General features: G+C 43.5%; 1 protein-coding gene. It reads left to right on the forward strand.

Translation table 11 applies throughout. The annotated features are described in order from the left end of the window. The coding region (locus ACYQ2M_RS25495) for an AAA family ATPase (protein ID WP_459919204.1) at positions 1–278 on the forward strand (278 nt) is incomplete at both ends.

Genomic DNA, 278 nt, shown 5'->3' on the forward strand with positions numbered 1-278 from the left:
CATATCAATGCATTGCTGGGATTGAACAACAAGTTCACTAAAAGCGCCAATTACCAGCAGATTCAGAAAGAATTCCTGGATGCCAAAGAACAACGGGGACGCACCATAGTGCTCATTATCGATGAAGCTCATTTGCTTAAACAGGGACCTCTTGAAGAACTCAGATTACTGACGAATTTTAAAATGGATTCCTTTGATCCGTTTCTGCTCATTTTATCGGGGCAATCCGATTTAAAACGCATGATGGGCTACGCCGTCATGGAACCCTTCAGCCAGAG

Source organism: Desulfocicer niacini, assembly GCF_054657595.1.